This window comes from Massilia sp. WG5, from assembly GCF_001412595.2.
GTDB lineage: Bacteria > Pseudomonadota > Gammaproteobacteria > Burkholderiales > Burkholderiaceae_D > Telluria.
Window position 1 is genome coordinate 2,393,750 of sequence record NZ_CP012640.2, and the last position, 22,394, is coordinate 2,416,143.

16 protein-coding genes are annotated in these 22,394 nt (G+C 66.3%); 10 read left to right on the forward strand and 6 right to left on the reverse strand.

Going from position 1 to position 22,394, the window contains the following annotated elements; all coding sequences use genetic code 11:
• Positions 1 to 84 precede the first annotated feature (84 nt).
• Entirely contained in the window at positions 85 to 1,908 is a 1,824-nt protein-coding gene (locus AM586_RS10670) for a DEAD/DEAH box helicase (protein ID WP_052233230.1), read from the reverse strand.
• Between the two features lie 131 nt (positions 1,909 to 2,039).
• Between AM586_RS10670 and AM586_RS10675 the strand changes: the two genes are divergently transcribed.
• From AM586_RS10675 to AM586_RS10690, 4 genes are all read left to right on the forward strand, one after another.
• Positions 2,040 to 2,939 carry a LysR family transcriptional regulator gene (locus AM586_RS10675; protein ID WP_052233229.1) on the forward strand — a complete coding sequence of 300 codons (900 nt, stop codon included), beginning with the start codon at positions 2,040 to 2,042 and terminating at the stop codon, positions 2,937 to 2,939.
• Between the two features lie 95 nt (positions 2,940 to 3,034).
• Entirely contained in the window at positions 3,035 to 3,277 is a 243-nt protein-coding gene (locus tag AM586_RS10680; protein ID WP_052233228.1) for a tautomerase family protein, read from the forward strand.
• Positions 3,274 to 3,948 carry a carboxymuconolactone decarboxylase family protein gene (locus AM586_RS10685; protein ID WP_052233227.1) on the forward strand — a complete coding sequence of 225 codons (675 nt, stop codon included), beginning with the start codon at positions 3,274 to 3,276 and terminating at the stop codon, positions 3,946 to 3,948. The genes AM586_RS10680 and AM586_RS10685 overlap by 4 nt, the downstream gene beginning before the upstream one ends.
• Positions 3,949 to 3,950: 2 nt before the next feature.
• Positions 3,951 to 4,370 carry a cupin domain-containing protein gene (locus tag AM586_RS10690; protein WP_052233226.1) on the forward strand — a complete coding sequence of 140 codons (420 nt, stop codon included), beginning with the start codon at positions 3,951 to 3,953 and terminating at the stop codon, positions 4,368 to 4,370.
• On the opposite strand, the gene AM586_RS10695 is transcribed toward AM586_RS10690, so the two are convergent.
• Entirely contained in the window at positions 4,321 to 5,853 is a 1,533-nt protein-coding gene (locus AM586_RS10695; RefSeq protein ID WP_052233225.1) for a tryptophan halogenase family protein, read from the reverse strand. The genes AM586_RS10690 and AM586_RS10695 overlap by 50 nt on opposite strands.
• Before the next feature lie 89 nt (positions 5,854 to 5,942).
• A complete protein-coding gene (locus AM586_RS10700) occupies positions 5,943 to 8,708 on the reverse strand; it encodes a TonB-dependent receptor (protein ID WP_052233224.1) in 2,766 nt (921 codons plus the stop codon).
• A 527-nt stretch (positions 8,709 to 9,235) separates the two neighbouring features.
• Between AM586_RS10700 and AM586_RS10705 the strand changes: the two genes are divergently transcribed.
• The 3 genes from AM586_RS10705 (at position 9,236) to AM586_RS10715 (ending at position 15,220) form a co-directional block, all read left to right on the forward strand.
• The gene (locus AM586_RS10705; RefSeq protein ID WP_052233223.1) at positions 9,236 to 11,122 is read left to right on the forward strand and encodes a glycoside hydrolase family 13 protein; all 1,887 of its coding nucleotides are present in this window, start codon (positions 9,236 to 9,238) and stop codon (positions 11,120 to 11,122) included.
• A 79-nt stretch (positions 11,123 to 11,201) separates the two neighbouring features.
• Positions 11,202 to 14,123: an esterase gene (locus AM586_RS10710; protein ID WP_052233222.1), complete on the forward strand. Its 2,922-nt coding sequence runs from the start codon at positions 11,202 to 11,204 to the stop codon at positions 14,121 to 14,123.
• A gap of 11 nt (positions 14,124 to 14,134) precedes the next feature.
• Positions 14,135 to 15,220 carry an alpha/beta hydrolase gene (locus tag AM586_RS10715; RefSeq protein ID WP_052233221.1) on the forward strand — a complete coding sequence of 362 codons (1,086 nt, stop codon included), beginning with the start codon at positions 14,135 to 14,137 and terminating at the stop codon, positions 15,218 to 15,220.
• Positions 15,221 to 15,340: 120 nt separating this feature from the next.
• Here AM586_RS10715 and AM586_RS10720 read toward each other — a convergent pair whose 3' ends face one another.
• From AM586_RS10720 to AM586_RS10730, 3 genes are all read right to left on the reverse strand, one after another.
• On the reverse strand, positions 15,341 to 15,856 hold the full coding sequence (locus AM586_RS10720; protein WP_052233220.1) for a GNAT family N-acetyltransferase: 516 nt from the start codon (positions 15,854 to 15,856) through the stop codon (positions 15,341 to 15,343).
• Positions 15,857 to 15,860: 4 nt separating this feature from the next.
• Positions 15,861 to 16,391: a GNAT family N-acetyltransferase gene (locus AM586_RS10725; protein ID WP_052233219.1), complete on the reverse strand. Its 531-nt coding sequence runs from the start codon at positions 16,389 to 16,391 to the stop codon at positions 15,861 to 15,863.
• Between the two features lie 173 nt (positions 16,392 to 16,564).
• A complete protein-coding gene (locus AM586_RS10730) occupies positions 16,565 to 17,845 on the reverse strand; it encodes an amidohydrolase family protein (RefSeq protein ID WP_052233218.1) in 1,281 nt (426 codons plus the stop codon).
• A 175-nt stretch (positions 17,846 to 18,020) separates the two neighbouring features.
• Between AM586_RS10730 and AM586_RS10735 the strand changes: the two genes are divergently transcribed.
• The 3 genes from AM586_RS10735 (at position 18,021) to AM586_RS10745 (ending at position 22,385) form a co-directional block, all read left to right on the forward strand.
• Positions 18,021 to 18,773 (forward strand): phasin family protein, encoded by a 753-nt coding sequence (locus AM586_RS10735; RefSeq protein WP_052233217.1) that lies wholly within the window; start codon positions 18,021 to 18,023, stop codon positions 18,771 to 18,773.
• A 74-nt stretch (positions 18,774 to 18,847) separates the two neighbouring features.
• Positions 18,848 to 20,599, forward strand: a complete 1,752-nt coding sequence (locus AM586_RS10740) for an ABC transporter ATP-binding protein (RefSeq protein WP_052233216.1) — start codon at positions 18,848 to 18,850, stop codon at positions 20,597 to 20,599.
• Positions 20,589 to 22,385: an ABC transporter ATP-binding protein gene (locus AM586_RS10745; protein WP_052233215.1), complete on the forward strand. Its 1,797-nt coding sequence runs from the start codon at positions 20,589 to 20,591 to the stop codon at positions 22,383 to 22,385. Before AM586_RS10740 ends, AM586_RS10745 begins: the two co-directional genes overlap by 11 nt.
• Positions 22,386 to 22,394: the final 9 nt, after the last annotated feature.

Sequence of the window (22,394 nt, forward strand, 5' to 3'; positions counted from 1 at the left end):
GTAGCAAAGTAACATGGCGATTGTTGAGTGTCAACGTAACAACGCCCGCAAAAGCGGGCGTTTTGTAGTCAAATTACGACTGCATCAGGACTTTTTGAAGGTCTTCTTCTCGCCGAACTTTTTCTCGCCGAACTTCTTCTTCGGCGCGGCCTTGATCGGCTCCTCGCCGTCGCGCGTGATGTTCAGCTGGCGGCCGGCCACCCAGACCTTCTGCAGGTGCTGCAGCAGGTCCTGCGGCAGGTCGGCCGGCATGTCGAGGGTCGAGTAGTCGTCGTAGATCTCGATGCGGCCGATTTCCTTGGACGGGATGCCGCCCTCGTTGGCGATCGCGCCGACGATGTTGCCCGGCTTGACGCTGTTGGCGTGGCCGACTTCGATGCGGTAGGTCGCCATGCCCGGTTCCGGCGCGCGCATCACGCGCTCCTTCTTGAAGCTCTCGCGCGGCTGGGCGAAGCCTTCGCGCGTCGGACGTGCAGGCCGCTCGTCGCTGCCGAAGCTTTCGCGGCCGGCGCGGGCCGGACGCGCATCGTCGCGCCATTCAGGGCGCGGCTCCCGCTCCTTCCACTCCGGCTTCGGCTCGCGGTCCGGCTTTTCGATCAGCAGCGGCTCGTCGCCGCGGTTCAGCTTCGCCAGCGCCGCGGCGATATCGATCGCCGGCACGTTGTGTTCGCGCTCGTACTCTTCGATCAGGTTGCGGAACAGGTCCAGGCCGCCGGCCGCCAGGGCTTCGCCGATCTGGTCCTTGAACTTCGCGATGCGCACGTCGTTGACGGCCTTGATGGTCGGCAGGGTCAGCTGGGCGACCGGCTGGCGGGTGGCGCGCTCGATCGCCTTCAGCATGCCGCGCTCGCGCGGGGTCACGAACAGGATCGCGTCGCCGCTGCGGCCGGCGCGGCCGGTGCGGCCGATGCGGTGGGTATAGCTTTCCGGATCCGACGGCACGTCGTAGTTGATCACGTGGCTGATGCGCTCGACGTCCAGGCCGCGCGCGGCGACGTCGGTGGCGACCAGGATGTCGATCTTGCCGTTCTTGAGCTGGTCGATGGTGCGCTCGCGCTGCTGCTGGGCCAGGTCGCCGTTGATGGCGGCGGCCGCGAAGCCGCGCGCCTGCAGCTTGGACGCCAGTTCCTCGGTGCCCAGCTTGGTGCGCGCGAAGATGATCATGCCGTCGAAGGGCTCGGCTTCCAGGATGCGGGTCAGGGCTTCCAGCTTCTGCAGGCCGGCCACCAGCCAGTAGCGCTGGGTGATGTTGGTGGCGGTGGTGGTCTTGGCGGCCACCGTCACTTCCTTCGGTTCGCGCAGGTAGGTCTTGGCGATGCGGCTGATCGCCGGCGGCATGGTGGCCGAGAACAGCGCGGTCTGGCGCTGCTCCGGGGTCTCCTGCAGGATGCGCTCGACGTCGTCGATGAAGCCCATGCGCAGCATCTCGTCGGCCTCGTCCAGCACCAGGGTGGTCAGCTGGGACAGGTCGAGCGTACCCTTGTCGAGGTGGTCGATGACGCGGCCGGGGGTGCCGACCACGACCTGCGCGCCGCGGCGCAGCGCCGACAGCTGCGGACCGTAGGCCTGGCCGCCGTAGATCGGCAGCACGTGGAAATTCTTCAGGTGCGCAGCGTAGCTCTGGAAGGCTTCGGCCACCTGGATCGCCAGCTCGCGCGTCGGCGCCAGCACCAGCGCCTGCACGGCGGGGTTCTTGACGTCGATGCGCGACAGGACCGGCAGCGCGAACGCCGCGGTCTTGCCGGTGCCGGTCTGGGCCTGCCCGAGGATGTCGCGGCCTTCCATCAGGAGGGGGATGGTGGCGGCCTGGATCGGCGACGGCGTCTCGTAGCCGACGTCCTTCAGCGCTTTCAGGATCGGTGCGGGAAGGTTCAGGTCGGCAAACGTCGGGAGCTGGGTGTCATGCATGTAGGAAATTCTCTTAAAAATCGAAGGCAAACCTGCAGTTTACTCTCTCACGGGGCGCTAAGCCCGGATTATTTGCTGGAGACGCGGCAGGCATACCACGATGTCAACAGCCGCTGCTACACTTCCCGACCATGCCACGTCCCGATTTCAACCATCTGCAAGCCTTCGTCCTGGTCGCGCGCGAGCGCAGTTTCACGCGCGCCGCCGCCCAGCTGGGCGTGTCGCAATCGGCCCTCAGCCACACGATCCGCGCGCTGGAATCGAAGCTGGGCGTGCGCCTGCTGACCCGCAGCACCCGCGGCGTCGCGCCGACCGAGGCCGGCGACAAGCTGTACGCCTCGCTCGAGCCGCATTACGAAGCCATCGAAGCAGGCCTGTCGGCGCTGGGCGAGGCGCGCGACAGGCCGGCCGGCACGATCCGCATCACGACCCACGACCACGCGGCCGGCACGATCCTGTGGCCGAAGCTGTCGAAGGTGCTGGCAAGCTACCCCGACGTCAGGGTCGAGATCAGCATCAACTACGGCCTGATCGACATCGTCGCCGAGCGCTTCGATGCCGGCGTGCGCCTGGGGGCCCAGGTCGCCCGGGACATGATCGCGGTGCGCATCTCGCCGGACATGAAGCGCGCGGTGGTCGGCAGTCCCGCCTACCTGGCCGGACGGCCGCTGCCGCAAACGCCGCAGGACCTGACGCGCCATAACTGCATCAACATGCGCCTGCCGACCTATGGCGGCCTGGCGCCGTGGGAATTCGTCAAGGACGGCAAGGAACTGCAGGTGCAGGTCGAGGGCCAGGCCATCTTCAATACCACGCCGCAGAAACTGCAGGCGGCGCTGGACGGCGCCGGACTGGCCAGCCTGCCGGACGACATGGTGCGCGAGCACGTCGCCGCCGGCCGCCTGCAGCGGGTGCTGGAAGACTGGTGCCCGACCTACCCCGGCTACCACCTCTACTACCCGAGCCGCCGCCAGGCATCGCCGGCCTTCGCGCTGGTGGTCGAGGCGCTGCGCTGGCGCTCCAATTCATGAGATTTCCTCATATCGGCATTGAATAAACCCCGGCTATTCTCATGAGTCGGCGCTGGCTATAGTGGAACCCTGATCACGCATCGAGGATTCATGCCATGCCGCATATCATCGTCAAACTCTGGCCGGGAAAATCCCGGCGCCACAAGCAGCAACTGGCCGACGAGATCACCCGCAGCGTCACCAGCGTCCTCGGCTACGGCGAGGAATCGGTCTCGGTCGGCTTCGAAGAGGTCGGCGCAGGCGACTGGATGAAGCAGGTCTACGAACCGGATATCGTCGCCGCGCAGGACCGTCTCTTCAAGAAACCCGGCTACGGCCCGCTGCGAGGCCAGTCATGATGTCACCCGCATTGAAGCACTATACCCAGGACCTGGTGCTCGGCGAACTGTGGCAGCGCCCCGGCCTGGCGCCGCGCGACCGCAGCCTGGTCACCTTGTCCGTGCTGGTGTCGAAGAACCAGTCCCAGGACCTGCCCTTCTACCTGAACCGCGCGCTCGACAGCGGCGTCGAGCCGGGCGAGATCGCGGAGCTGATCACCCACCTGGCCTTCTATTCGGGCTGGGCCAATGCCAGCGCGGCCGACGCCGCGGCCAAGACCGTGTTCGCCGGACGGCAGATCGATCCCGCCACGCTGCCGCCGGCGGCACCGGCGCCGCTGCCGCTGGACGAACAGGCCGAGGCGGCGCGCGCGAAAAACGTCGACCAGAACTTCGGCGAGGTGGCGCCCGGCGTCGTCAAGTACACGACCGAGGCCCTGTTCCGCGACCTCTGGCAGCGCCCCGGCCTGGCGCCGCGCGACCGCAGTCTGGTCACCGTCAGCGCCCTGGTGGCGAACGGCCAGGTCGCCCAGCTCACCTACCACCTCAAGCGCGCCATGGACAATGGCCTGACCGGGCAGCAGGCCTCCGAGGCGCTGACCCAGCTCGCCTTCTACGCAGGCTGGCCGAACGTGTTTTCGGCCATGCCGGTCTTCAAGGACGTTTTCGCACAACGCAGCAGAAAGGAATGAACATGCATCTCAAACCTGTGGGCTCGCAGCCCTCGATGAAAGGCCCCGAGGAATACTTCACGGGCACCGTGCGGATCGATCCGCTGAACAGCGCGCCGGCGCCCTCGCGCGTGTCCTGCGCGAGCGTGACGTTCGAGCCGGGCGCGCGCTCGGCCTGGCACACGCATCCGCTGGGCCAGACCCTGGTGGTCACGAGCGGCTGCGGCTGGACCCAGTGCGAGGGCGAGCCGATCGTCGAGATCCGCGCCGGCGACGTGGTCTGGTGCCCGCCCGGCCACAAGCACTGGCATGGCGCATCAAGGACCACGTCGATGACGCACATCGCCATCCAGGAAGCGCTGGATGGCGTGAACGTGGTATGGCTGGAGAAGGTCAGCGACGAGCAGTACCTGGCCGGCCCGCCGCCACGATCGCCGCAATGAAGTCCTTGTGCGCCGGCATCACGTCGACGCACTTGCCGATCACCTGCTCGATATTCCCGAGGAAGTCCTGCAGCTCCTTCTCGTCGAGCAGGCCGGCCAGCGGATGGTGACCCTGGGCGCGCACGCCCTGGCCGTGCAGCACCTGCTGCCAGCCGACTTCGGCGAACAGCTCGTTGTTCTCGCGGACCACCCGGCCGTGGCTCTTGTACAGCTCGAGCTTGCGGCGCAGGGTCTCCGGGATCTCCATCGTGCGGCAGTGGTCCCAGAACGGCGTGTCGTTCCGTTCGGTCGCGTGGTAGTGCAGGATGATGAAGTCGCGGATGCGCTCGACTTCGAAGTCGCACTGGGCGTTGAACTCGTCGATGTCGGCCTGGTTGAAACCGGCATCCGGGAAGAAGCCCACCAGGCGCGACACGGTCGACTGGACCAGGTGGATCGAGGTCGACTCCAGCGGCTCCAGGAAGCCCGAGGACAGGCCGATCGCGACCACGTTCTTGTTCCAGGTCTTCTTGCGCTTGCCGGCCGTGAAGCGCAGCATCTTCGGATCGGCCAGCGCCTTGCCGTCCAGGTTCCGCATCAGGATGGCGGCGGCTTCGTCGTCGCTCATGAAGCGGCTCGCATACACGTGGCCGTTGCCGGTGCGGTGCTGCAGGCCGATCCGCCATTGCCACCCGGCCGGGCGCGCGCTCGCGCGCGTGTACGGCGGCAGATCGCCCGCCAGCTCGCAGGGCACGGCCCAGGCCCGGTCGCAGGGCAGCCAGTGGCTCCAGTCCTCGAAGCCGGTCTTCAGGGTCTGTTCGATCAGCAGCGCGCGGAAGCCCGAGCAATCGATGAACAGGTCGCCCGCGATCGTCTCGCCGTTTTCCATCACCACCGAGTCGATGAAGCCATCGGCACGCTGGCGCACGTCGACCACCTTGCCCTCGGTGCGGACCACGCCATGGTGTTCGGCGTAGTTGCGCAGGTAGCGCGCGTACAGGCCGGCGTCCAGGTGGAAGGCGTAGGGGATGTCGGCCAGCGGCGAATTCGGCATGTCGGTGGACGGGCGCATGAACTTGCCGGCCTTGGCCGCCATGCGGTTGAGCGAATAGCGTTCCAGGTCCGGCGCCTTGCCCATCTGCCAGGCGCGCAGCCAGTACTGGAAGAACTCCAGTGTCCACAGCGGCTGGCCGAAGGTGCCGAAGCCGTGCATGTAGCGTTCGCCGAGCCGGCCCCAGTCCTCGAACTCGATGCCGAGCTTGAAGGTGGCGCGGGTCTCGCGCATGAATTCGTCCTCGTTGATGCCGAGGGCGGTATTGAACAGGCGGATCATCGGGATCGTCGATTCGCCGACGCCGACGGTCGATATCTCGTCCGATTCGATCAGGCGGATCGCGTAGCGGTTCTGCAGGAGGCGCGAGAGCGAGGCTGCGGTCATCCAGCCGGCGGTGCCGCCGCCGACGATCACGATGTTCTTGAGTGGGGTAAGTGTCTCGTTTTTCATTGTGTTAGCAGCATATGTAAAAAGCCTCCTGCGCGGTAGTACCGGGCAAGAGGCTTTTGTTTAACTGTCGGCTTGCGCCAACACCTGAATTACATCTTGTAGTTCAGGCCGAACAGCACGGTGCGGCCGTAGCGGGTGTCTTCGATGACGTTATCCTTGGTCTTGCGATAACGCTTGAAGTGCGCGTCGTTGACGTTGTTCATCTCCACCAGGAAGGACAGGCCTTTCATCGGGCCGGTCTGGATCTCGTAGCCGAACTGCAGGTCGAGAACCTTGTCGCCGTTGATGTAGGTGAGTTCGCGGTCGCCGGTGTTGGTGGCGACTTCACCGATGAAGTCCGAACGATAACGCTCTGCGGCACGGGCCGAGAAGCCTGCCTTCTCGTAGTACAGGGTCAGGCTGGCGACGCGGCGCGACAGGCCCGGCAGGCCCATGGTGCCCGAACCGCCTTCGGCCGTGTCAGGCAGGTTGACTGCGCTGCTGTTCTGCGAGGCGTTGGCCACCACGCCGAAACCGTCCAGGTAACGGCTGAACACGTTCAGCGGCATCGACGCTGCCAGTTCCACGCCCTTGATGTTGCCGCCATTGCCGTTCACCGGCGAGGAGAACAGGCCGATGTTGGTCGGCGCCTTGACGGTGGTCGGCTGCAGGTACGGCGTGTAGTCGATCGTGCGGCTGGTGGTCACGATGTAAGTGTCCAGCTTCTTGTAGAACACCGCGGCGCTCACGTAGGCCTTGCTGTCCCAGTACTTCTCGTACGACAGGTCGATGCCCTTGGCGCGGAACGGATCCAGTTTCGGGTTGCCGCCGCTGCCGTTGTAGATGCCGCGGGTCGCGTCGTAGCCGAAGTTGCCGCTGGCGCGCATGTCGTTCAGGGTCGGACGGGCCATGATCTTCGACAGCGAGAAGCGCAGTGCCTGCTGGTTGCCCAGGTCGCCGATCAGGTTCAGGCTCGGCAGGAAGTCGTTGTAGCTGGTGCCTGCGGAGACCGGCGAGGTCGGACGGGTCGCGTCGCTGGTGCCGCCGGCGGTGTCCACCGAGTAGGCGGTCGAATCCTGCTTGGTGTGAACCATCTGCAGGCCCAGGGCGCCGCGCAGCGGCATGCTGCCGAGTTGCGAATCGATGCCCAGCTTGGCGAAGGCGGTCGTGACCTTTTCATTCACGATCCAGTCCTTGTTCGTGATGTCCGGGTGCATCTTCTGCTTCAGGTCGTACAGCGCGTTCAGGTTCGCGACCGGATCGAAGGTGATCACGTTGATGCCGGTGCCGGCGGCCATGCCCGAACCGCTGCCGGCCGGGTAAGCCTCGGTGGCGAACGGGCTGCTGCTGCCCTTCACCGACAGCAGGTCTTCGGTGTACTCGCGGGTCTTCGAACGGTTCGAGACGTTCACGCCGGCGGTCAGCTTGCTGAAGAACATGCCTTCCGGCAGGTCACGCGTTGCGTCCAGGCGGATCGCGTCGATCTTGTCGTAGACGTGCGGGAACTTGACGTAGCCAGCCTGGATGTCGGCGCCGCCCCAGCCCTGCGGGTCGGTCAGCTTGACGACGTTCGGGTCGGCGTAGTTCAGGCCCGGCACGAAGTTCTCGCTGCCGGCGGTGAACTTGACGGTGTCGAGGGTGGTCGAGCTGCCGTAGGTTTCGATGTTGGTGCCGGTACGCTCGGCCGAGTTGTACGACAGGTCCAGGTTGGCGGTCCAGTCCTGGGTCACGCGCAGCTTGTTGTTCCAGCCGATCGACTTGGTGGTGTCGCTCCACGACACGGCGTCGTTACGCAGCACGGCGCGCACGTTGTTGAAGGCGCCCGAGGTGACGTTGTTGCCCGACAGGACAGGGTTGATCAGCTGGCCCGGCTGGTCGTAGGCATTGTTGGTGCCGTCGTTCAGCGGCATCTGGATGCCACGGGTGCGGTTGTTGCGGTCGTACTTCGTGTACAGCAGGTCGACGGTCGAGGTGAAGTCCTTGCTCGGACGGTACTGGATCACGCCCATCAGGCCGTTGCGCGACTGCGAATAGCCGTCGGTCCAGGCGTTGAAGCCGTTGTACGGGACGTTGACGTCCTGGCCATTGTACTTGGCGGTGCCGTTGCCCCAGGATTCGAAGCGGGTGGTGTCGCCGCTCTTGCCCTGCAGGCGGGCGAAGCCGAAGGCCACGCCGATCTGGCGGTTCGCGAACTGGTCGATGTACGAGAAGGTGAAGCGGTTGCCGTGGCCCTTGTCGTTATCCATGCCCAGGCCGGTCTTTTCGCGGCGGTAGTTCACGGCCATGGTGCGCTTGGCGAAGTCCAGCGGACGCACGGTCTGCAGGTCGACGGTGCCCGACAGGCCCTGGCCGACCAGGGCGCCGTCCGGGGTCTTGTAGATCACCACGCCCGACAGCAGCTCGGACGGGTACTGGTCGAATTCGACGCCGCGCGAGTCGCCGGTCGAGACTTGCTCGCGGCCGTTCAGCAGGCCGGTCGAGAAGTCCGGCGACATGCCGCGGATCGAGATCACGGCCGCCTGGCCGTTGGTGCGCTGGGCGGTCACGCCCGGCAGACGGGCGATCGATTCGGCGATCGACTGGTCCGGCAGCTTGCCGATGTCTTCGGCCGAAATCGCCTCGACGATGGAGTCGTTGTTCTTCTTGACGGAGATGGCCGCCTCGATACCGCGGCGGATGCCGGTCACCTGGACGGTCTGGATGCTGGAATTGCTTGCGCCGGTCGCCGCGGCGTCCTGGCCGCTGGTCGTTTCTTGCGCGAGCGCGGCGTGGCTGGCCAGCGCCATGAAAACGGCGCAGCCGGCTGCAACCGGGCTGAGCTTGAATGCGATGCTGCCCGGCACAGTGCGCGCCGCGCGCTTATTGATCAGGTTCATGTGTCCCCTCAAATCGTTCATATCTATGTTTTTTCCCGAAAACACTAGCCGGAGAGCCATCACTACGGGAGCCAGAAGAAAAACGTTCTTAGACGTTCTGTCAAGGATTCTGTACTAAAACTAGATGCACTGTCAACGGAACTTGCCTCTGACTACGCCAATGTGGATTTTTTATGTGCTTTTCTTAGAGTGAAGCCGAATATCGTTGTATGCGAGCTACAAAGTCGATATACAGACAATGTAGTCGTACTACAAACCGCTTACTTTGCACCAACATGGCTTGCTTTTGCACCAGCTTGGTGCGAATTTTCGTAGTAGATTTTCAACCTAGATCAAGGAATACGTTCGAAAGGATGTAATTACTCTATTGAAATGCTGTAGCAAAACTAGCGATTCAACGGAGTACTGTCGTTGATGCCATATCTGCGCTGGTGTATTCTCTAGGAAACAATGCAAAGGCGGCATATTTTTCAAGACACTTCTGTCCGCCAGCCTATGTAGTTGCACTACTTATGGAGACACTTCGCATGCCCGGCAGCTTCCGCCACACCCTTTCCAGCATCCTCATCGGCACCGCCCTCCTCGCCACCGGCGCAGCTTGCCCGGCTGCCCCCGCCCAGGCCTCCGCCATCGACCACGTCGATCCGCCGTTCTGGTGGGCCGGCATGCACGACAAGCGGCTGCAGCTGATGGTGCACGGTCCCGGCATCGCCGATCTCGAGCCGGCGCTGGCCTATCCCGGCGTGCGCATCGCCCAGGTGACGCGGGTCGCCAACCGCAACTACCTGTTCATCGACCTGGTCGTCGACGAGCAGGCGGCGCCGGGCAGCTTCCGGATCGACTTCAGCGGCAAGGGCGAAGCGCAGGGACGCAGCGCCAGCTACGCCTACCGCCTGCTGGCGCGCGAGCCGGGGTCGAGCCAGCGCCAGGGTTTCGACACCAAGGATGCGATATACCAGGTCATGCCGGACCGCTTCGCCAACGGCGACCCGCGTAACGACAGCGTCGCCGGCCTGGCCGACAAGCTGGACCGCAAGCTCGGCCACGGCCGCCACGGCGGCGACATCCAGGGCATGATCGAGCACCTCGACTACATCGCCGGCATGGGCTTCACCCAGCTGTGGCCGACGCCGCTGGTGGAGAACGACATGCCGGCTGCTTCCTACCACGGCTACGCCGCCACCGATCACTACAGGATCGACCCGCGCTACGGCAGCAACGAGGATTACCTGCGCCTGTCGAAAGAGGCGCGCAAGCATGGCATCGGCCTGATCCAGGACGTGGTGCTCTCGCACATCGGCAAGAACCACTGGTGGATGAAGGACCTGCCGACGCCGGACTGGCTCAACCATCCCGGCACGTTCGTGGGAACGAAGCACCACCGCACCGCCGTGCAGGACCCCTACGCCTCCAAGGAAGACGCCAGCAACTTCACCACCGGCTGGTTCAGCCCGGGCATGCCGGACATGAACCAGACCAATCCGCTGGTCGCCAATTACCTCATCCAGAACAATATCTGGTGGATCGAGTACGCGGGCCTGAGCGGGCTGCGGATCGACACCTTCGGCTACTCCGACGGCGCCTTCCTGAGCGAGTACACGAAACGCCTGATGGACGAGTACCCGCACCTGAACATGGTGGGCGAGGAATGGAGCAAGCTGCCGGCCGTGGTCTCGCACTGGCAGCGCGGCAAGGTCAACTTCAACGGCTACGTCAGCTCGATGCCCAGCATGATGGATTTCCCGCTGACCGAGGCGATGCGCACCGCGCTGGCCGACCGCAAGGGCCAGAACATCTTCACCGACGTCTACGAGACCCTGTCGCAGGATTACCTGTATCCGGACCCGAGCCGCCTGGTGCTGTTCGAGGCCAACCACGACATGTCGCGCATCTTCAGCGAAGTGCATGAAGACTACGACCGCTACAAGATGGACATCGCCTTCGTGATGACGATGCCGCGCATCCCGCAGTTCTATACCGGCGACGAACTCCTGATGACCAGCGCTACCGGCGAGCGCGACGACAACAGCTACCGCCGCGACTTCCCGGGCGGCTGGGCCGGCGACAAGGTCAATGCCTTCACCGGCGCCGGCCTCAGCGCGCGCCAGCGCGAGGCCCAGGACTTCGTGAAGAAGCTGGTCAACTGGCGCAAGAACAGCCCCGTCATCCACCACGGCAAGCTGATGCACTACGGGCCCGAGGACAACACCTATGTCTACTTCCGCTACGACGACAAGAACAAGGTGATGGTGGCCTTCAACGCGAACGACAAGGAAACCGTGCTGGATGCGGCGCGCTTCCACGAGATGCTGTCGGGAGTGACGTCCGGGCGCGATGTGCTGACCGGCAAAGTCTACGATTTGAAGGACCAGATCCGGCTGCCGGCAAAGTCGACGCTGATTCTGGAAATCTGACGCAGGGTGGGCACCATGTGCCCACGCGAACGCCAACATTACGCAAACGTCACGCGTGGGCACGGGTGCCCACCCTACTATGAAGCCAACTATCCTCGCCATCGCCGCGGCCCTTGTCGCACAATCCATTCCAGCCCTCGCCGCCGAGGCGCCGCCCCTGCGCTTCGACCTCTACGTGCGCGGCGCCTTCAACGGCTGGGGCACCGACAACCAGCTGGCCTGGAAGGGCAAGGGCGTGTACGAGACCGACATCCTGATCAGCCCCGGCAACCACGCCTTCAAGATCGGCAGCAAGGACTGGAACGCCGAGTGGGTCGCGAACCCGTCCGCCAGCGTGGCGGTCAAGCCCGGCGCGGCCTATCCGCTGGCCCTCGAGGCGGGCCCCGAGGACTACCTGTTCACGAAGCAGACCACGACCTTCCGCTTCCGCGTCGACGTCAGCGATCCGGCGAAACCGGTGCTCAGCGTGAACCGCGTCGACACCCCGGCCGCCGGCCCGGCCGTCGATCCGCACGCGAACGCCGGCGCGACCGCCTCCCTGGCGTTCCCGACCTGGGACGGCAAGCAGGAGACGGCGCGGTTCTCGGTGCGCGACCCGCAGGCGCCTCTGCGCAGCTACGCGCACTCGACCACCATGCAGCTGCGGGACCCCGGCCCGCAGTACACCACCTACCAGGAAGACGCGGCCCTGCCCCGGGTCCGCAGCGGCAACCTCGGCTTCGACGCCCTGTTCGCGCTGGCGGCCCACGAGATGCGCCTGGACTCCGTCAAGGAGATCCGCGACGGTAACTACAACGGCAACAACGCGATCCCCTGCGACTGCTTCGAGACCGGGGAAAAGTGGCACTACGTCTGGACCCGCGACCTGTCCTATGCCGCCGACCTCGGCCTGGCCATGCTGGATCCGCAGCGGGTGCGCAATTCGCTGCTGTTCAAGCTTTCCGGCTGGCGCGACGGCATCGCCAGGGCCCCGCAGGTCGCAGGCACGCCGGACGGACTGCAGGTCGTGCAGGACACCGGCAGCGGCGGCAGCTGGCCGGTCAGCACCGACCGCATCACCTGGGCCTTCGCCGCCGAGGAAGTGCTGAAATCCCTGCCCCCTGCCGAGCGCCAGGCCTTCGCCGCCACCGCGCTGAAAGCCCTGTCGAACACCATCGACAACGACCGCCTCGCCGCCTTCGACAAAGCCACCGGCCTGTACACGGGCGAGGAATCCTTCCTCGACTGGCGCGACCAGAGCTATGCGGCATGGATTCCGCAAGACCTGGCCTCGATGGCGAGTTCGAAGGCGCTGTCGACCAACGTCGGCCACTACAAGGCCCTGAGCCTGGCCAGCCAGCTGGCGCGCGAACAGGGAGACGCGGCCCGCGCCGCGCGCTACGCAGGCTGGGCGCGCGAGCTGAAGCGCGCCATCAACGCCCGCCTCTGGCTGCAGGACGCCGGCATGTACAGCAGCCTCACCGCCGCGCACTTCGACGGCGCGCCGATGCACAAGTTCGACTGGCTGGGACAGTCGCTCGCCATCCTCACCGGCGTCGCCGACGCCAGGCAGGCGCGCAGCATCCTGGCCAGCTATCCGCACGGCCCGATGGGCGCGCCCGTGATCTGGCCACAGCAGCTTGACATGCCGGTCTACCACAACCGCGCGATGTGGCCTTTCGTGACGGCCTACGGACTGCGCGCCGCGGTGGCGGGCCGGAACGTGGCGGTGGCCGACGCCGCCTACGATTCGCTGATGCGCGGCGCCGCCCTGAACCTGTCGAACATGGAGAACCTGGAGTGGCTGTCCGGCCAGTCCGTGCTGCTGGACGAAGCCCATCCCGGGCTGATCGGGCCCGTCATCAACTCGAAGCGCCAGCTGTGGTCCGTCGGCGCCTACCTCGGCATGGTGGTGCGCAACGTCTTCGGGGTCTCGACCACCGGCGATGGCGTCAATCTGCAGCCCTTCGTGACCGCGAAACTGCGCAGCGGCGTGTTCGCGGCCGCCGACAGCGTCACGCTGGACAACCTGCGCCTGCAGGGCCACAGGATCGCCGTGACGCTGCGCCTGCCGAAGGCTGCCGGTGCAGGCACGAACGGCGTCTACGCGGTCGAGCGCATCCTCCTGGACGGCAAGCCCGTCGCCGGCGCCATCCCGTGGAGCGCGCTGGCGTCCGAGAACCATATCGAGATCGTGCTTGGCGCGCTGGAGCCGGGCGAGCAGGCGATCCGCCGCGTGAACGCCGACCCGTATCTGGAGACGCCGGCCGTGTTCGGGCCGCACGAGCCGGTCATCGCGGCCATGCGACGCGACGGCGCCGGCCACGCCATCCTCGACATCGCATCGACCGACAAAGGCGAGGTACGCTACAACGTCTACCGCGACGGCAGGCTGGTGGCCACGAAGCTGCCGGCCGGCGCCTGGACCGCCCGCCAGGCCTCGAGCACCGCCTGCTATGCCGTCGAAGCGGAATTTACCGGCTCCGGCAACCGCAGCCATCACAGCCGGCCGCGCTGCGTCGATGCCGGCATCGCCATCGCCGTCACCGACGCGCGCGTGAAGGCGGACGTGCCGCTAGCCCCGCCGAACGCACGCTTCGACGAGCCGCACCTGGCCGGCTGGGGCAAGCCGCAGGACCGCTTCAGCGTCAGGGACATCAGGGCGCCGGCGGCCGGCCGGTACGCCGTGCAGGTCCGCTACCACAACGGCGCCAACCAGGTGAACCTGGGCATCAGCGGTGGCGTAAAATGGCTGGCGGTCAAGGATGAGTCCGGCGCCATCGTCGCGCAGGGCGTGGTGCAGCTGCCGCACGCGCGCCTCGAGAAGGCACATACGCCGATCGTGTATTCGACCCCGCTGACGGTGCGCTTGACAGCGAAGACCGCCTATCGGATCGAGATGAGCGACTTCTATAACATGAGCTACCTGCAGAGCAACAGCAGCTTCAGTGCGGCCGGCGGCGTCGAGGGACCATCGAACCGCTTCGACATCTATGGCGTGCGCCTGCTGCGCGTGCGCTGAACAGGAAACCTATGAAACGACTCATGAAGACGGCCGCGGCGGCGATGCTGCTGGCCCTGGCAGCCGGGCAGGCCGGCGCCACCACGGTCCGCGTGCACTACCCGGCCGGCAAGGAAGGCATCCGCATCGTCGGCGACAAGGGGCCGATGAGCTGGTCGAAAAGCGTGCCGGCGCAGGGGCCGGAGGGTCCGGTGAACATCTGGACCTATACCTGGCCCGACGCGCTGGGCGAGGTGCAGATGAAGCCGACGCTGGGCGAGGACAAGGTCTCGGTCGGCGGCGCCTACAAGCTGGCGGCGGGCAGCACGGTCGACATCTACCCCTTCTTCGGCGCGCCCTTCGGCAAGCTCACCATCGTGAAGGATTTCGCCTCGCCACAGCTGAAGAACAGCCGCGCGCTGCGCATCTGGCTGCCGCCCAGCTATGCCGAGAACCCGGCCAAGCGCTATCCGGTGCTGTACATGCACGACGGCCAGAACCTGTTCGATGCGAAGACCGCGTCCTATGGCGTCGAATGGGGCATCGACGAAACCATGAACCGCCTGGTGGCGATGGGGACGGTGGACGAGGTGATCGTGGTCGGCATCGACAACACGCCGGACCGCATCCCCGAATACACGCCCTGCTGCGACCCGAAATACGGCGGCGGCAAGCTCGATGCCTACGGCGCCTTCATCGTCGAGACGGTAAAGCCATACATCGACCAGCACTACCGCACCCTGCCGGGCAAGGAGACGACCGCGATCATGGGTTCCTCGCTGGGCGGCATCGCCTCGGTCGCGATCGCGCAGCGCTACCCGGACCTGTTCTCGAAGGCGGGCGGCGTGTCCAGCTCGTTCTGGTGGAACAAGGGCGCTTTGATCTCGAAGCTGCCGGCGCACCTGCCGGTCAAGTTCTACCTCGACGCCGGCACCAGCGACGACGGCCTGGAAGACACCAGCAAAATGGTCGAGGCCATGCGCGCCAAGGGCTACCGCGAGAGCGAGGACCTGATGTTCTTCAAGGCCGAAGGCGGCCGCCACAACGAGGCGTCGTGGGCGGCGCGGGTGGAGAAGCCGCTGACGTGGTTCTTCCCGTGGGGGAGCACGAAGCAATAAAGACGGCGCTGCGATTTCGTTCACGCACCGTAAAAACGTCGTTCCCGCGCAGGCGGGAATCCAATTCGGCGTGTACCACCTGCGCGGGGAGTCATTTCGGGCAATGCCCGGAATGACGCTCTACTGTTCCGGCAATTCCATACTATATAAATTCGTCCCCGCATCCCCCGGCGCCAGGTGCGTGAACCGCACGAAGCCCATCCCCAGCTTGCGCAGCAGGCCGTTGGAGGCGATGTTGTTGGGCGAGACGATCGCCAGCAGGCGGCGGATGCCCAGGGTCGGCGCGTAGTCCAGCACGGCCCGCGCGGCCTCGAAGGCATAGCCCTGGCCGCGCCAGTCGGGCAGGTAGGCGTAGCCGAGGTCGATCTCGTCCAGGGTGTCGCGCTTGATCAGGCCGCACATGCCGATCGGTACGCCCGCTTCCTTCAGTTCGACCACGTACAGGGAATGGCCGCGCTCTTCCTGCATGGCGATCGGCCCGATCAGCAAGGCCTGGTGCGCCTGTTCCACCGTGCGGATGCCCTTGTCGCCGATGTGCTCGATGAAGGCCGGGTCGTTGACCAGCGCGCAGAAGAAGGCGGCGTCGTCCGTCCTTGCGGTGCGTACGCGCAAGCGCGCGGTCTCGACAATCTTCATTGCTTCACTCTTTCTCGGGATAGTCCCAGCGCGCCGGGTCTTCCAGTAATTTATACATCACATAGGCGTCGACATAACCCAGGCGGCGGTGCAGGTAAGCCTTGGGCAGGGTGCCGACGATCGAGAAGCCGAGCCGCTTCCACAGGTTGATCGCGGCATTGTTGGTGCTGACGACGTAATTGAACTGCATCGCCAGGTAACGCTGGCGGCGCGCTTCTTCGATGCTGTGCTCGCCCAGCATGCGGCCCACCCCCACGCCCTGGGCGTTCGGGCTCACCATATAGGCGGCATTCGCCACGTGGGCCCCGCGTCCGGCGTGGTTCGGCTGCAGCTTGTACATTCCGAGCACCCTCTCCTCCCCCTTCACCGCCACGAAGGTCGTCGCGCTCGGCGCGAACCAGTACTCATGGCTGTCTTCACGGCTGGTGGCGGGACCGTGGGCGAAGGTTTCGCCGCTGGCGACATGCGCCTGGAAGATGCTCCACATGGCATTGAAGTCGGTGTCATTGGCTGGTCGAATCTGGATGTCTCTCACTGCTGGCCTGCCTACATATAACGAAAGCGCAAGATTCTAAACCGCATTTTATCCGCACGGCTAGGGAAAAATGTAACTGCATTTACAGGAGGAAATTGAATTGCGGTAGGCAACTTTTCCTGCAGATTTAGCACAAACTTCCTGCGGATCGCGCGATTTTCTGCCAAAAATCCCTACTCCTTCCGGGTAAGGCGAAAATCGACGCTGGCCGGCCGGTCTGGCAGGTGCAGGGTGGCACGCGCCGGCGGCGCTTCACTGATGACCCGGCCGCGGCGCAGCACCAGGCGGCGCGCGGCGCGCAGGCGGATCGCCTCGACCGGACCACCGGCGTCGAGCAGCACCAGGTCGGCATTGCAGCCCGGCGCGATGCCGTAGCCCTGCAGGCCGAGGATGCGCGCCGGGGTCTCGGTGACGGCCTGGAAACACTGGCGCATGGCGGCCTGGCCCGTCATCTGGGCTACGTGCAGGCCCATGTGCGCGACTTCCAGCATGTCGCCGGAGCCGAGGCCGTACCACGGATCCATCACGCAGTCGTGGCCGAACGCGACCGGCACCCCGGCGGCCAGCAGTTCCGGCACCCGGGTCATGCCGCGCCGCTTCGGATAGCTGTCGTGGCGGCCCTGCAGGGTGATGTTGATGAGGGGGTTGGCGATCGCCGCCACGCCCGATTCGGCGATCAGCGGAATCAGCTTGCTGGCGTAATAGTTGTCCATCGAATGCATCGACGTCAGGTGCGAGCCCGTCACCCTGCCCTGCAGCCCGAGCCGCTGGGTCTCGCAGGCCAGGGTCTCGATGTGGCGCGACAGCGGGTCGTCGGTCTCGTCGCAATGCATGTCGACCATCAGGCCCTGCTCCGCCGCGAATTCGCACAGCAGGCGCACCGACTCGGCGCCGAGCGCCATGGTGCGCTCAAAATGCGGGATGCCGCCGACCACGTCCACGCCCATCGCGATCGCGCGCTTCAGGTTGCCGAAAGCGCTTGGGCTCCGCAGCAGGCCGTCCTGCGGGAAGGCGACCAGCTGCAGGTCGATGTAGGGCGCCACGCGGCGCTTCACTTCCAGCAGGGCCTCGACCGCCAGCAACCGGTCGTCGCAGACGTCGACGTGGGTGCGGATCGCCAGCAGGCCGCGCGCCACGGCCCAGTCGCAGTACTGCAGCGCGCGTTCGATCAGGGCTTCCTGCGCCAGCTGGGGTTTCAGCTCGCCCCACAGCGCGATCCCCTCCAGCAGGGTGCCGGACTCGTTCACGCGCGGCAGGCCGTAGCTGAGGGTGGCGTCCATGTGGAAGTGGGCGTCCACGAAGGGCGGGCTCACGAGGCTGCCTTCGGCGTCGATCTCGCGCCGGCCCTGCTGCGGCAGCGTCGGCCCGACCGCGGCGATGCGCTCGCCCTCGATGGCGATGTCGATCGAATGGCGGCCGTCGGCCAGGGTGGCGTTGCGGATGACGAGGTCCATGCGCTTTCTCCTGATGAGGTAAGTCATTGTACCGTTAATGATACAAATTAATAAACTATGCTGCGGCGCAAGATTTCCTTGCAAAAACAACACAAATACTTCTTTCCAACACTTACGAACGCCTTTACACTAGATCTTATTGCAGTGCGTCATAACTGAATAAAAAGGGATCCAGATGACTCCATTTTCCGACCAGTTGTCCGCCGTCCGCCAGGCCCAGTTGGAGGCCCAGCTCGACATGTTCCGCAACTTGAGCTCGCGCGCGCTCGACAGCGCCAGCCAGCTCGTCGCGCTGAACATGCGCACCTCGCGTGCCACGATGGAGCAGGCCGCCGGCACCGTGAAGCACCTGCTCGAAGCGCGCGATCCGCGCGACCTGTTCGCCGTCGGTTCCGCCGCCCAGGGCCAATGGCAAACCCTGTTCTCCTATGGCCGCGAGCTGTTCGGCCTGGCCATCGGGGCGCGTGCGCTGCCCACGCCGATGCCGCTGCTGGCCGCACCGGCGCCGACCGCGAACGTCCCGACCACCTATACCCAGGTCATCGAGCAGGCCTCGATCGCCGCCGATGCCGCTGCCACGATCACCAGCGAGATCGCCGCCGCCGCCGTGGACATCGGCGCCGCGCAGGCCGAAGCCGCGATCGATGCCGGGACCGTGCATCCGCAGGCCGAACCGGCAGCCGACGCCCGGCTCGCCCAAGCCGAAGCGCTGATCGACGCCGCCATCGCCGACGAGGTTCCGCCCGCCGAACCCACGCCGCTGGCCAAGGCCCTGCACGAGGTCGCCCCGAAACCGGCCGCCGCCGAGCATCCGATCGCCTCCACCGTGCCGCTGCAGGCCGAAGGCCAGGTCGCGCTGCCGGCCGTCGCCCCGGTCGACAACACGGTGCGGCCGGCCAAGCCGTCGCGCGGCCCGCGCCGCAAGTAAGCGGACAGCGCAAGAGCCTGCCAAACAGGGTACATTAGCGGTCCTCGGAAACGGAACGAAGAACAGGACAGGCAATGGGTTTGGCAAGGCTGATCGGCGGCTTCGTACGCCGGCATTGGCGTTCGTACGCGTCGTCGGCGGTCATGCTGTTCGGCGTCGCCCTGTGCTCGGTGCTGGTGCCGCGCAAGGTCGGCGCCACCATCGACGCCCTGGCGGCGCACCGCCTCCAGGGCCACGAACTCACCATCCAGCTGCTGCAGCTGCTGGGCCTGGGCCTGGCGATCTATGTCTTGCGCGTGGCCTGGCGGCTGCGCCTGTATTCGGCCGCCTACCGTCTCGGGGTCGAGCTGCGCACGAAGCTGTATGCGCGCCTCTCGGCCCAGGGCCCGGCCTTCTACCAGCGCCAGCGCACCGGCGACCTGATGGCGCTGGCCACCAATGACATCGACGCCATCGAGCAGGCCGCCGGCGAGGCGATGCTGGCCGGCTTCGACGGCACGCTTACCCTGGTCATGGTGCTCGGCATCATGTTCCTCGGCGTCGACTGGCGCCTGACCCTGATCGCCCTCCTGCCCTTCCCGCTGATGGCGCTGGCGTTCTGGCGCATTTCCAGCCACATCCACACGGCCTCCGGCGATTCGCTGAGGCGCTTTTCCGCCCTCAACGACCACGTACAGGAGACCCTGAGCGGCGTGCGCACCCTGCGCGCCCTCGGCCTCGAGCAGCGCAGCGCCAGCCAGTTCGCGGAGCTCGCGTCGAACGCGGCCCACGCCAGCCTGACGGCGCAGAAATGGGAAGCGGCCTACGAGCCGGCGGTCGGCCTGACCCTCACCGCCGCCACCGGCCTGACCCTCGGCCTGGGCGGCTACCTGGTGTGGAACGGCCAGCTCACCATCGGTTCGCTGACCAGTTTCACGATGTACCTCGGACAGCTGATCTGGCCGATGTTCGCGGCCGGCTGGGTGCTGTCGCTGATCGAGCGCGGACGCGCCGCGCTGGCGCGCCTGCAGCCGCTGCTGGAGGCGCCGCTGACCGTGGTCGACGAGGGCACCGTCGACACGCTGCAGCGCGGCCCGCTGGTGCTGGACGGGGTGCGCTTTGCCTACGGGGGACAGGAGCGTGCTGCGCTGCAGGATATCTCGCTGCGCCTGGAGCCGGGCCAGACCCTGGGCCTGGTCGGCCCCACCGGCGCCGGCAAGTCGACCCTGCTGCGGGTGCTGCTGCGCCAGGCCGAGCCCCAGCACGGCCATGTCAGCTGGGGCGGGCATGCGCTCGACGAGTACCGGCTGGCCACGCTGCGCGCCGGGATCAGCTGGGTGCCGCAGGAGTCCTTCCTGTTCTCGGCCTCGATCGCCGAGAACATCGCCCTCGGCCGCCCCGGCGCCGCGCGCGCGGAGATCGAGCAGGCGGCGAAGATGGCCGACATCCACGACGATATCCTGCGTTTCCCGGACGCTTACGACACCCCGGTCGGCGAAAAAGGCATCACCCTGTCCGGCGGCCAGCGCCAGCGCGTCGCGATCGCGCGCGCACTGCTGGTGCAAAGCCCGCTGCTGCTGCTCGACGATGCCTTGTCCGCCGTCGATACCGGCACCGAAACCCGCATCCTCGACCACCTCGACGAGCTGCGCGCCAGCCGCCCGGAACTGTCGGCAGTCATCGCCAGCCATCGCCTGTCGGCCGTGGTCAAGGCCGACCTGATCGTCGTGCTGAAGGAAGGCCGGATCCTCGAATCGGGCAGCCACGAAACGCTGCTGGAACGCGATGGATGGTATGCCAGCCAGTGGCGCTATCAACAACTGGAGGCCAGCCTCGATGCAGTCTAAGGAAAAAACCACGCCGGCCCAGGCCAGGCGGGCCGCCGGCCTGCTGCGCCGCGCCGCCCATCCGGACCGGGCCCACCTTGGCCGGGCCACGGCCTGGCTGATCCTGGCCGCCGGCCTCGAAGTGCTCGGCCCCCTGCTCGGCAAGAAGCTGATCGACGAGCACCTGCTGCCGCATCACCTGGACTGGACCCGCATGGGGCTGCTGCTGGCGGGCGTGCTGCTCACCGGCTGGGCCGCTTCCTGGCTGCGCTTCCTGCAGCTGGTGCGCCTGTCGGGCCTGGCGATGCGTTCGGTGCAGCGCCTGCGCGAATGGGTCTACGGCCACGTGCTGCGCCTGCCGATGGCCTTCTTCGACCGCGCCATCACGGGCCAGCTGGTGAGCCGCGTGACCAACGATACCGAGGCCGTGAAGACCCTGTACATCCAGGTGCTGTTCGTGATCCTCGACAGCAGCATCGTCCTGGTCGGCACCTCGATCGCGATGGCCTGGCTCGACTGGCGCCTGATGCTGATCGTGCTGGCCCTGCTGCCGGCCGTCCTCGGCATCATCTGGCTGTACCAGCGCCTGAGCGCGCCGGCCGTCACCCGCGCGCGCGCCCTGCGCAGCGACATCAACGCCCAGATGGCGGAATCGATCGGCGGCATGAGCGTGCTGCAGGCGAACAATGCCCAGCACCGCTTCGGCGAACGTTTCCAAGCCACCAACGACCAGCACTACACGGCGCGCCTGGCCGAGCTGCGCGCCAACGCCTTCCTGCTGCGCCCGGCCCTCGACTTCCTCAACGTGATCCTGCTGGCGGTGGTGATCTTCAGCTTCGGCCGCCAGAGCATGGGCGCGGTCGAGGTCGGGGTGCTGTACGCCTTCATCAGCTATATCGCGCGGGTGGTCGAGCCGCTGATCCAGATCACGATGCAGTTTAGCGGCCTGCAGCAGGCGGTGGTCGCCACCGCGCGCGTGGCCGCGCTGCTCGACGAAGCCAACGCGCCCGAACACGGCAAGCGCAGCGGCAGCGGCGGCCGCCCGGCCGACAATCCCGCCGGGGCCGACCCGGACGCGCCGGCGGTGCGGGTGCGCGACCTGAGCTTCGGCTACGTCGAGGGCGTCAGCGTACTGCACCACCTGTCGCTCGAGATCCCGCAGGGCGCCTTCGTCGGCATCGTCGGCCACACCGGCAGCGGCAAGTCGACCCTGCTGTCGCTGCTGCTGCGCTACTACCCGGCCGGCGCGGGCAGCATCGAGATCCACGGCGAGCCGCTGGCCGGCATCCCCAACGAACGCTTCCGCAACGAGGTCGGGCTGGTGCCCCAGGATCCCTTCCTGCTGGCGGCGTCGGCGCGCGAGAACATCGACATGGGGCGCGGGCTGCCGCCGGACCAGATCGAGACCGCGGCGCGCGCGGCCCACGCGCACGACTTCATCGCCGCGCTGGAACAGGGCTACGACACGCCGCTCGGCGAAGGCGGCTCGCGCCTGTCGTCCGGCCAGAAGCAGCTGATCGCGATCGCGCGCGCCCTGGCCGGAAAACCGCGCATCCTGCTGCTGGACGAAGCGACCTCGCGCATCGACAGCCAGACCGAGCAGATCGTGCAGCAGGCCGTGGTCGGGCTGCGCGGCAAGGTCACCGTGATCGCGATCGCGCACCGCCTGTCGACCATCCGCGACGCCGACCGCATCATCGTGCTGAACCACGGCCGCATCAGCGAAGCCGGCAAGCACGAGGAGCTGATGCGCATCGAAGGAGGCCTGTACCAGCGCCTGTATCTGCTGCAGCAGCTGGCTGTCTGATATATGTAT

Excerpts from the sequence above, each read along its gene's own strand:
- AM586_RS10670 (WP_052233230.1), bottom strand. The coding sequence starts at position 1,908 with ATGCATGACACCCAGCTCCCGACGTTTGCCGACCTGAACCTTCCCGCA.
- AM586_RS10675 (WP_052233229.1), top strand. The coding sequence starts at position 2,040 with ATGCCACGTCCCGATTTCAACCATCTGCAAGCCTTCGTCCTGGTCGCG.
- AM586_RS10680 (WP_052233228.1), top strand. The coding sequence starts at position 3,035 with ATGCCGCATATCATCGTCAAACTCTGGCCGGGAAAATCCCGGCGCCAC.
- AM586_RS10685 (WP_052233227.1), top strand. The coding sequence starts at position 3,274 with ATGATGTCACCCGCATTGAAGCACTATACCCAGGACCTGGTGCTCGGC.
- AM586_RS10690 (WP_052233226.1), top strand. The coding sequence starts at position 3,951 with ATGCATCTCAAACCTGTGGGCTCGCAGCCCTCGATGAAAGGCCCCGAG.
- AM586_RS10695 (WP_052233225.1), bottom strand. The coding sequence starts at position 5,853 with ATGAAAAACGAGACACTTACCCCACTCAAGAACATCGTGATCGTCGGC.
- AM586_RS10700 (WP_052233224.1), bottom strand. The coding sequence starts at position 8,708 with ATGAACCTGATCAATAAGCGCGCGGCGCGCACTGTGCCGGGCAGCATC.
- AM586_RS10705 (WP_052233223.1), top strand. The coding sequence starts at position 9,236 with ATGCCCGGCAGCTTCCGCCACACCCTTTCCAGCATCCTCATCGGCACC.
- AM586_RS10710 (WP_052233222.1), top strand. The coding sequence starts at position 11,202 with ATGAAGCCAACTATCCTCGCCATCGCCGCGGCCCTTGTCGCACAATCC.
- AM586_RS10715 (WP_052233221.1), top strand. The coding sequence starts at position 14,135 with ATGAAACGACTCATGAAGACGGCCGCGGCGGCGATGCTGCTGGCCCTG.
- AM586_RS10720 (WP_052233220.1), bottom strand. The coding sequence starts at position 15,856 with ATGAAGATTGTCGAGACCGCGCGCTTGCGCGTACGCACCGCAAGGACG.
- AM586_RS10730 (WP_052233218.1), bottom strand. The coding sequence starts at position 17,845 with ATGGACCTCGTCATCCGCAACGCCACCCTGGCCGACGGCCGCCATTCG.
- AM586_RS10735 (WP_052233217.1), top strand. The coding sequence starts at position 18,021 with ATGACTCCATTTTCCGACCAGTTGTCCGCCGTCCGCCAGGCCCAGTTG.
- AM586_RS10740 (WP_052233216.1), top strand. The coding sequence starts at position 18,848 with ATGGGTTTGGCAAGGCTGATCGGCGGCTTCGTACGCCGGCATTGGCGT.
- AM586_RS10745 (WP_052233215.1), top strand. The coding sequence starts at position 20,589 with ATGCAGTCTAAGGAAAAAACCACGCCGGCCCAGGCCAGGCGGGCCGCC.